At 36.4% G+C, this 8,410-nt stretch carries 13 protein-coding genes, 3 tRNA genes and 1 pseudogene (1 of these 17 running past the window's edge); 13 read left to right on the top strand and 4 right to left on the bottom strand.

The genetic code is table 11. The features are described from left to right. Positions 1-199 (bottom strand): annotated as a pseudogene (dnaN, locus tag COX77_04765) (DNA polymerase III subunit beta) (it extends 803 nt beyond the left edge of the window). A gap of 259 nt (positions 200-458) precedes the next feature. Continuing rightward, positions 459-1,826: a chromosomal replication initiator protein DnaA gene (locus tag COX77_04770; GenBank protein ID PIZ98371.1), complete on the bottom strand. Its 1,368-nt coding sequence runs from the start codon at positions 1,824-1,826 to the stop codon at positions 459-461. Between the two features lie 185 nt (positions 1,827-2,011). Here COX77_04770 and COX77_04775 point away from each other — a divergent pair, with 185 nt between their 5' ends. The 4 genes from COX77_04775 to COX77_04790 are packed head-to-tail and all read left to right on the top strand — an operon-like array spanning position 2,012 to position 3,466. Continuing rightward, positions 2,012-2,161 carry a 50S ribosomal protein L34 gene (locus COX77_04775; protein ID PIZ98372.1) on the top strand — a complete coding sequence of 50 codons (150 nt, stop codon included), beginning with the start codon at positions 2,012-2,014 and terminating at the stop codon, positions 2,159-2,161. After that, positions 2,151-2,486: a ribonuclease P protein component gene (gene rnpA / locus COX77_04780; GenBank protein PIZ98373.1), complete on the top strand. Its 336-nt coding sequence runs from the start codon at positions 2,151-2,153 to the stop codon at positions 2,484-2,486. The genes COX77_04775 and rnpA overlap by 11 nt, the downstream gene beginning before the upstream one ends. Continuing rightward, on the top strand, positions 2,486-2,719 hold the full coding sequence (gene yidD, locus COX77_04785; protein ID PIZ98383.1) for a membrane protein insertion efficiency factor YidD: 234 nt from the start codon (positions 2,486-2,488) through the stop codon (positions 2,717-2,719). The genes rnpA and yidD overlap by 1 nt, the downstream gene beginning before the upstream one ends. 9 nt (positions 2,720-2,728) lie before the next feature. Beyond that, positions 2,729-3,466 carry a hypothetical protein gene (locus COX77_04790; GenBank protein PIZ98374.1) on the top strand — a complete coding sequence of 246 codons (738 nt, stop codon included), beginning with the start codon at positions 2,729-2,731 and terminating at the stop codon, positions 3,464-3,466. Between the two features lies 1 nt (position 3,467). Here COX77_04790 and COX77_04795 read toward each other — a convergent pair whose 3' ends face one another. Both COX77_04795 and COX77_04800 read right to left on the bottom strand, forming a co-directional pair. Further along, a complete protein-coding gene (locus COX77_04795; GenBank protein ID PIZ98375.1) occupies positions 3,468-4,214 on the bottom strand; it encodes a hypothetical protein in 747 nt (248 codons plus the stop codon). Positions 4,215-4,226: 12 nt separating this feature from the next. Beyond that, a complete protein-coding gene (locus COX77_04800; GenBank protein PIZ98376.1) occupies positions 4,227-4,610 on the bottom strand; it encodes a cell shape determination protein CcmA in 384 nt (127 codons plus the stop codon). A gap of 394 nt (positions 4,611-5,004) precedes the next feature. Here COX77_04800 and COX77_04805 point away from each other — a divergent pair. The 9 genes from COX77_04805 to COX77_04845 form a co-directional block, all read left to right on the top strand. Next, positions 5,005-5,079: transfer RNA gene (locus COX77_04805), tRNA-Arg, on the top strand. Between the two features lie 133 nt (positions 5,080-5,212). Then, on the top strand, positions 5,213-5,452 hold the full coding sequence (locus COX77_04810) for a hypothetical protein (GenBank protein ID PIZ98377.1): 240 nt from the start codon (positions 5,213-5,215) through the stop codon (positions 5,450-5,452). Between the two features lie 120 nt (positions 5,453-5,572). After that, positions 5,573-5,648: transfer RNA gene (locus COX77_04815), tRNA-Ala, on the top strand. A 27-nt stretch (positions 5,649-5,675) separates the two neighbouring features. Beyond that, positions 5,676-5,918, top strand: a complete 243-nt coding sequence (locus COX77_04820) for a hypothetical protein (protein ID PIZ98378.1) — start codon at positions 5,676-5,678, stop codon at positions 5,916-5,918. Positions 5,919-6,106: 188 nt separating this feature from the next. Further along, positions 6,107-6,183, top strand: a tRNA-Ala gene (locus COX77_04825). Positions 6,184-6,553: 370 nt separating this feature from the next. Continuing rightward, a complete protein-coding gene (locus COX77_04830) occupies positions 6,554-6,811 on the top strand; it encodes a hypothetical protein (GenBank protein ID PIZ98379.1) in 258 nt (85 codons plus the stop codon). A gap of 3 nt (positions 6,812-6,814) precedes the next feature. After that, positions 6,815-7,750: a thioredoxin-disulfide reductase gene (gene trxB, locus COX77_04835; GenBank protein PIZ98380.1), complete on the top strand. Its 936-nt coding sequence runs from the start codon at positions 6,815-6,817 to the stop codon at positions 7,748-7,750. 18 nt (positions 7,751-7,768) lie between these two features. After that, complete coding sequence (gene trxA, locus COX77_04840) at positions 7,769-8,086, top strand: thioredoxin (GenBank protein ID PIZ98381.1); 318 nt, start codon at positions 7,769-7,771, stop codon at positions 8,084-8,086. Between the two features lies 1 nt (position 8,087). Next, positions 8,088-8,410, top strand: a 323-nt coding sequence (locus tag COX77_04845; protein ID PIZ98382.1) for a glutamate dehydrogenase, incomplete at its 3' end; no start/stop codon positions are given.

The raw sequence follows: 8,410 nt of genomic DNA on the forward strand, positions 1-8,410 counted from the left end.
AGGCGCCGTCCTTTTCTACCTTACCACGAATTTGTGCTTTGATACCCATTTCCAAGTTGGTAGTGGAAAAGCTTATTGCGTTTTCCTTAGCACTAATTAAAACATTACTTAAAATTGGTAAGTTAGCGTTTTTGGTAGCTAAGTGATTAACTATCAACAAAGCATTATTTAAATTTTCTTGTGTGCAAATTATTCTCATTATCTTTATATAATATATTAATAAATTTAATAATAGTATTAATAAGGGGCTGTGTATATGTTAGTAACTATTAAGAACTCTTTTAAATAAACAAAAATTTTAACTAGTTGGCGGTGGGTATTAATCGGATACGTCTGGGGTAATAATTTAATAAAGTGTTAATGATTTGGCGAGCGAAATATTTATACCGAGTTTCTTCACAATTGCCGAGGCTATGGTTAACAGGTTTTTACACAATATATACAGTCAATAACAGGAGTTATGATGCGTAAAGCTGTTGTCTTATTAAATCAATGTCACTTTTTAATTTACTATTAATTTTCATCTCATTCTCAATTTTATTACAGGCGTGGATTGCTGTTGTATGGTCTCTGCCGCCAAGCTCCTGCCCAATGGACGGATAAGAACTTTTTAGTTCCTCGCGCATTAGCCACATAACTATTTGTCGTGGCACTACGAGCTCTTTGCGACGAGAAATACCAACGAGGTTGGCCGTAGAAATATCAAAGTAGTCAGCAACCTTAGTGGTTATCTTTTTTGGTGTCAGGCCGCTTTTTTTAACACTTAAAGAAAGTGATCCTAAGACGTTTTGTACAATATCCAGTGACAAAGACGAAGTATTGTTTAATTGATGATAGGCAATGATTCTATTTAGCGCCCCCTCTAGCTCACGGATGTTGTTTTGTACATTTTCAGCAATATAAGCGATGATTTCCGGGCAAATACTAAAGCCCCTTTCCGCGCATTTTGACTCTAAAATCGCACATCTAGTCTCCAAGTCGGGCGTTGAGATGTCAGCGATCATACCCCATTCAAAACGGGAAATTAAGCGCTGTTCTATTTCCGCAATCGCTTTGGGTGGCCTGTCAGAAGTGAGAACAATCTGCTTGTTCTTTTGGTGTAGTTCATTAAAAGTATGAAAAAATTCTTCTTGCGTTTGCTCTTTCCCAGCAATAAATTGAATATCATCAATCAAAAGAACATCAGCTGAACGATAATGCCTTTTTAAATCATCAGTCATTCCTCTTTTGATGGAATTAATAAAATCATTAACAAAATGCTCACTATTAATACAAACGATTTTAGCCTTGGGGTTTTTTGCCAAAATTCCACTACCAATTGCGTGTAGTAAATGAGTTTTTCCTAAACCGACGCCACCATAAAGGAATAGTGGGTTGTAAACCTCGCCTGGCCTTTCAACGACGGCCTTAGCAGCGGCAGTTGCCAAATCATTGCCACGACCGACGATGAAGCTTTCAAACTTATATTTTGGATTAAGTCCAAAGCCAGACTGACCAGCAACCGGTTCGTTTTTTGGTTGATCAATTGCCGTCGGCGGAGCGATAACGGCTTTCCCTACCTCAGTACTAATCGGGCCACGAGCAACAACCTTATAGAGGATGTTATTAATTTTAGAAGAACAGTTCTTATTTAGGGCACTAATAATATGAACGTTGTACTTATTTTCTAGCCACGCTTTAGTGAAGGCGTTTGGTACACCGATGACAACACTATCATTATCTAGAGAAACAATAAAGGTGTTTTTAAACCAGGTAGTAAAGTTAGCTTTTGAGATGGTAAGCTCCAATTCTCCCAAAACCGATTCCCAAAGTTGTTCACTAATCATTTTTATTTTGCTCTTAAATATTTAGGTATGAAGGTGGTTTCATTTTAGCACAGCAAAGCAAATTAAAAAATACACAGGAAATGAACAAAGTGTTTATATGTTGTTAATAAAAAGTAGATAACAATTATGACTTTACAATTTTGACTAAAGTTGTTAAACTGATCCTATTATTAATAATAAATATTATGCCAAAAAGAACATATCAACCGAAAAAAAGAAAGCGAGCCAAGGATTATGGCTGGCGCAAGCGTATGAAAACCAAAGAAGGAAAAAAGGTATTAAAAAGACGAAAGCAGAAAGGACGAAAAAAGCTGACCAGTAGTGATGAAAAATAGTCTCGCCAAAGAAAAGGAAATAGTAGCGATTTTACGAAAAAAACCGTTATTTTCAAGGAATATGATGATTAGGTGCTCGGTTAATAGTAAGAACACCGATTACCGTTATACAATAGTTGCTTCTAAAAAAGTATTTAAACAAGCAACTAAGCGTAACAGAATTAAAAGAAGAATACGATCGGTTATTATTTCTTTACGAAAGCAAATTAATAAAAAAATGGACTTTGTTGTTGTACCAAAAGCGATCGTCCTCGACTTACCATACCGTGAACTAAAAGAAGAATTATCAACGCTTTTAGTGAGGGCAAAAATAGTAACGCAATGATTAAAAGTATTTTTATTGGATTTATTAATGTTTATCAAAAAACATTGTCTCCAGACCACGGCTTTATTAAAGGCGCGTTTCCATTTGGCGTTTGCAAGTTTCGACCGACATGTTCCGAGTATAGTAAACAAGCTATTGAAAAATATGGAGCGGCCAGGGGATTATTTTTAGCCGGTAAAAGGATTATTCGTTGTCATCCGCGATCTGCTGGTGGTTACGACCCATTAAAATAAAGAAATTAAATGTTAGGAAACATCTACAACCTTGTTTTATTTCAACCATTATTAAATGTGTTGATTTTTTTGTATAACATAATACCGGTTAAAGATCTTGGTTGGTCAATTATTATTATCACCATTTTAATTCGTGTTATTTTGTATCCACTTTCAAAATCTTCTATTGAGTCACAAAAGAAATTACAGTTATTGAAACCAAAAATGGACGAACTGAAGAAAAAGCATGGCGACAACAAAGAAACTTATGGACGCGCTGTGATGGAATTGTATAAGCAGGAAAAAATAAATCCCGCTTCATCGTGTTTGCCTTTATTAATTCAGTTACCAATATTAATAGCAGTCTACCAAGTCTTTCGTAATGGCCTGGGACACACAAACTTTGAATTGCTTTACTCGTTCGTCAGTGACCCGGGAACAATTAATTATTTGTTTCTGGGATTGATTGATCTGGCCCAGCCAAACACAGTCCTGGCTATACTAGCAGGACTTTTTCAGTACTGGCAAGCAAAAATGATCATGCAGCTAAAAGGAAAGGAAGACGAAAAAGAACCAAAAGAAAACAGCGGCAGCCCGCTGAATATAACCAATGCTATGACTAAGCAAATGATGTATTTTATGCCTATTTTTACCTTTTTTATTGGTCTCTCCTTGCCTAGCGGTTTGGTTTTATACTGGGCCATAACAACAGTATTAACTATTTTGCAGCAGTATCTAGTATTCGGTAAGAAAGAGATTAAAGCATAGTTTAAAACAAACGACCAGATCCGACTATTACTTTGAGATGACGTGAAGCCACTTGGATAACAAGTGGCATTTTTAATTTTGTACTCTCGTCGGTAATCAAAAAGGAAGACGTGTTGGTGCACTCGATTAGGACATGAGAAAATTTTATGATCGTTGGTTTGCTCGGTGATTTAAAAAACGAAGTCGGCTCCTCTATTACAAGTTCCAAGCGGCCGTCAGTAGGATCACAAGCACAAATATTTTTATTTACATTGCTGAGCACGCCCAAGTTATTAAAAGAAATTTTTTGTTTTGCATCAGTGTTTTGAATAGTCCAATTATTAAATTTAATATTAACACGCTCGCCCTCAACAGACGCCGAGTCAAGAAAATATTGTTTACCAGCTAACCCCAGATCTAAATTTTTTATTATTCTTTGCGCTAAAACTTCGCAGGCAGCAGCGCCAGCTGGCATGCCGAGTAGTCGCGCGATTTTTGAATTGCCATCGATAGGTATTAAGCCAAGAACAACGTCTTGATCAACGATTAAGTTTATTATTTTTGAAAATGAACTATCATTACCAATAACAACGATAGTTTTTGCGCCTTGCCGAATACCATCGTTAACAACCTCCGACATGTTTTTAAGTAGCGTCATGCGATTGGTTCGCCCCTTAATTCCAAGATCAACCAAACGATTTTCAATCTTATATAATTGAGTTTGGTATTTTTTATCCGCTAAAAAATTGTCGTAAATGTAAAAATACATTAGATGTAGATCTTATTTTTTCTTTTCTTCAACCACCGGCGCATTAAGATCAACCATTTGGCACTGACCATTAAATTTAGCACCTTGTTCGATAGTTAAAACAGTGGCTTTGACGTTACCTTTTATTACCGACTTTTCTGTTAAGTAAAGCTTCTCCATAATATTAATGTTGCCAGTAACTGAGCCAGAAATATAGGCGTTTTTAGCGGTTATTTCCGCTTTAACAACAGCCGAGATACCTATTTTTAGATTATTTTTGGTTTTTATGTTGCCAATTACCTGACCATCAATAATAATGTCGTGATCACTAATAAAATCACCTTCAACTTTCACCGATGAGCCAATAATCGTATCAGCAACTTTAATATCTTTGGCTGGGTTATCGTCTTTAAACATAAGTTAATTTTTAATATTTAGACAAAACAATATAAATATATTATATTATACCTTGATTAAATAAAGCATAACAATTATATGACAGAAGTTAATAATAAAAAAGATCTGATAGTAGTTTTGAGCCTGGTGCTATTAATAGTAGCATCAATGGTAACTTTACGCCTAGTAGATAGCGACGCAGCAATTATAATGCAGCTGGCAGATTATATTTTATAATTTTGCGACGCATATTATTGCTTATTTATCGTAGTTAATTAATGATTATTAATAAATTGTTCCGCGTGGAACAATTTATGATTTATAGTAACCCACCCCAGGGGTTATAAATTACGCCCCGGTAGTTTCAGCCAAGGGCTGATCCCGCCAGAGGCGGGACAACGGTTTAACAAATTACGCCCCGGTAGTTCAATGGATAGAATAAGACACTCCTAACGTCTAGATGCAGGTCCGATTCCTGCCCGGGGCACCAGAATAGAGCAAAATACAGGATTTTATACTTATTAATTAAATTATAATAATTAACTACTAAAATTATGAGCGAACAATTCAAAATTGAAAAGCAAATAACCCCAGAAAATTTAATTGATCAAAAATACTGAGAAATGAGAGCAGCGGAGAATGAAGTAGATAGAATAATGAAGGAAACGGATGATATTTTCAATGCGAACCCTAACAGAGAGGACTCAGGGAGAATTATTTTTGAAAAATTAGCCCCTTTAATGGATGAAGCAATGAAAAAATCCGTTGAAACGTACGAAGAATGGCATCAGGTAGCAGAGAATGCATTAAATCAAGGAAGAAAAGAACTTGAAGAATTAGAAAAGGAATTAGAACAGGAATAGTCACTCAGTGGCTTAATGCGGGCTCATAGCTCAGTTTCAGCCAGAGGCTGATCGTCCTTTGGACGAGGTTAGAGTATCGAAACATGATACGTTAATAGTTTAGTTAATACACTTTCTAATGGGCTCATAGCTCAGTTGGTAGAGCGCTGCATTCGCATTGCAGAGGCCGGCGGTTCGAATCCGCCTGAGTCCACCAAAACCCAACTGTACTAATAAAGATTTTATGACTAAAATCAATAGCCAAGCAGTAACACAACTGACATTAATCTTATTACCAATACTTCTAATGATTGGTCTAATTCCAATTATTCAAAATGATTATTTATTAACGATCAGCTATATTGTGTTAATGGGTATAATGTTTAGCATTAAAAACACTAGAAAAGACTTATTAGTCTTAATTTTAGGTTTAATTGCCATGTTCTTTAGTGAGTACCTGTTTATGCACGGGCGTAGAAGAGTTTAATCGCAATAGTTTATTTGGTTTAATGCCTTTATGGTTACCGCTTTTGTGGGGTTACGGTTTCGTGACCATTAAAAAAATATTGGAATTACTTAATTTGTATAATTAATAAATGTTCCACATGGAACAATTGACGCTATGATTGACTGAGACACAGAATTAGGATAAAATAGTTGTGCTTTAACAAATTTGGGCCCGTAGTTCAGCTGGCTAGAACGCTTGCATGGCATGCAAGAGGTCACCGGTTCAAGTCCGGTCGGGTCCACCACGTCATAATTTATCTCACAGCTGCGTGTATCGAGTCTAGCTCGATCCACTCCGCCGTTCAATAAATTATTCCTCTTAAACCATTCACTTAATCCGCTCCGCCTCTGGCGGATCGAACCCAAGTGAATGGTTTTATTTCGTCTTTGACGGGGCTCCTCTTAAAACATTCACTTTTCTTCATCAAAGTACCTTTGATTCAGACCAAGTGAATGTTTTTGTTTAATCATTTATTACAAGTTTAGCTAAGAGAATTAAGTAAAACTTGTCGTTGTAATGATTTATTTACTTATCTTTCAATTGGTAAGAGGAATGGTTTATAATAGCAAAAGAGGACTATTTGACAGAAAAATTTATTTAAAGTATAATACCCCATGGGGGTATATAAACTTATGGTAGAGGCAAATTTAAAAAATCGTTTTAGTCGGCTCCGGGGCCAACTAGATGGTTTAGAAGGAATGTTAACTAACAGCAGAAATTGTGAAGATGTTTTAATACAACTCTCTGCTATTAAGGCCGCACTAAATCAACTAGGTGTTTTAATTTTACAGAAAGAAACAAACTGTTTAAAATTAAAAGACGCCGATAAGAAGAAACTGGAAACTTTATTAAATAGATTTGTTAAATCTTAAATTATGAAAAATATTTATGATGTTATAATTATTGGTTCTGGTCCAGCTGGATATACGGCAGCTATCTATGCAGCACGGGCCTTATTAAAAACAATTGTTTTTGCTGGCTCCGAGATTGGTGGGCAGTTAACAACAACAACAACGGTAGAAAATTTTCCTGGTTTTCCCGAAGGTATTACTGGTCCAGACTTGATGGAGAAAATGAAAAAGCAAGCAAGTGGCGTTGGCGCCGAAGTAATCATAGAGACAGTTAAAAAAATTATTAAAGTAGAAGAAGGTACGTTTCAAGTACAAACTGATCAAGCTGAGTATTTAGCTAAAACAATTATCTTAGCCACGGGCGCTACAGCTAGGTGGTTGGGTTTACCCAGTGAACAGCGATTGCGCGGTCATGGTGTGTCAGCCTGTGCTACTTGCGATGGATTCTTTTTTCGTGACAAGAGAGTTGCGGTTGTTGGTGCTGGTGACGCCGCCATGGAGGAAGCGAATTTTTTAACTAAATTTGCTAGCGAAGTTTATTTAATCGTAAGATCCGCCCCAGATAAAATAAGAGCCAGTAAAATAATGCTGACCAGAGCCATTAATAATCCTAAAATAAAATGGTATTATAATGCAGAATTAAAGGAAGTTTACGGTGACGATAAGGTAACTGGCCTACGGCTGATCAACAACCAAACACAAGAAGAAGAGCAAATTGAATTGGATGGTGTATTTTTAGCAATTGGCCATCAACCAAACACTCATTTTATTAAAGATTTAGTAGCGATTGATGCCCGCGGTTATGTAGCGGTTAGCGACTATGACAAAACAGCGGTAGCGGGAATTTTTGCCGCTGGTGATGTTGCCGATTATCGTTATCGTCAGGCTATTACCGCCGCTGGTAGTGGTTGTCAGGCGGCGATTGATGTTATTAAATATTTAGCAGAGATAAAAAATTAATATTAACGTTATAAATTTATGGCAGAACACGTAACTGATCAAAATTTTCAACAGGAGGTATTGCAAGCCAAAATACCAGTCTTTGTTGATTTTTATGCAACCTGGTGTGGTCCTTGTAAAATGATGTCACCGGTTATTGATGAGCTCAGCAAAGAATACGAGGGCAAAATTAAGATCGTAAAACTAGATGTTGACGCCAACCAAACAACAGCGCAACAGTATCAGGTCATGAGCATACCAACAATGTTTATTTTTAAAAACGGACAAATAGTCCAACAGCTAGTTGGTTATCAAGACAAGAGTAAATTAAAAGAAAAATTGGATAATTTAAAATAATATGAATCCATTAAATAACGCTATTAAACAACTATCTCAGGCCGCCCAAGAGTTGGGAATGAAAACGAACATTTTAAATAAATTAAAAAAACCAGTTCGTGTTATCCGTAAACAATTAAGTATTAAATTAGACAACGGTCAAACAGCAAAATTTGAAGCCTACCGCGTTCAACACAACAACTGGCGCGGACCATTTAAGGGTGGTATTCGCTTTCATCCCCAGGCTAATTTAGACGAAGTGAAGGCTTTGGCTTTATGGATGGCCATCAAGACGGCGGTGGTTAATATTCCGGTTGGTGGTAGCAAGGGCGGAATCAAAGTTGA

Source organism: Candidatus Komeilibacteria bacterium CG_4_10_14_0_2_um_filter_37_10, from assembly GCA_002793075.1.
In the GTDB taxonomy this organism is placed as follows: domain Bacteria; phylum Patescibacteriota; class Patescibacteriia; order UBA1558; family UBA1558; genus UM-FILTER-37-10.

Bases quoted from the DNA above. Each gene is read 5' to 3' on its own strand.
- COX77_04810 (PIZ98377.1), top strand. From the start codon at position 5,213: ATGAGAGCAGCGGAGAATGAAGTAGATAGAATAATGAAGGAAACGGAT.
- trxB (PIZ98380.1), top strand. From the start codon at position 6,815: ATGAAAAATATTTATGATGTTATAATTATTGGTTCTGGTCCAGCTGGA.
- COX77_04800 (PIZ98376.1), bottom strand. From the start codon at position 4,610: ATGTTTAAAGACGATAACCCAGCCAAAGATATTAAAGTTGCTGATACG.
- COX77_04830 (PIZ98379.1), top strand. From the start codon at position 6,554: ATGGGGGTATATAAACTTATGGTAGAGGCAAATTTAAAAAATCGTTTT.
- rnpA (PIZ98373.1), top strand. From the start codon at position 2,151: ATGAAAAATAGTCTCGCCAAAGAAAAGGAAATAGTAGCGATTTTACGA.
- COX77_04790 (PIZ98374.1), top strand. From the start codon at position 2,729: ATGTTAGGAAACATCTACAACCTTGTTTTATTTCAACCATTATTAAAT.
- COX77_04775 (PIZ98372.1), top strand. From the start codon at position 2,012: ATGCCAAAAAGAACATATCAACCGAAAAAAAGAAAGCGAGCCAAGGAT.
- COX77_04770 (PIZ98371.1), bottom strand. From the start codon at position 1,826: ATGATTAGTGAACAACTTTGGGAATCGGTTTTGGGAGAATTGGAGCTT.
- COX77_04820 (PIZ98378.1), top strand. From the start codon at position 5,676: ATGACTAAAATCAATAGCCAAGCAGTAACACAACTGACATTAATCTTA.
- trxA (PIZ98381.1), top strand. From the start codon at position 7,769: ATGGCAGAACACGTAACTGATCAAAATTTTCAACAGGAGGTATTGCAA.
- COX77_04795 (PIZ98375.1), bottom strand. From the start codon at position 4,214: ATGTATTTTTACATTTACGACAATTTTTTAGCGGATAAAAAATACCAA.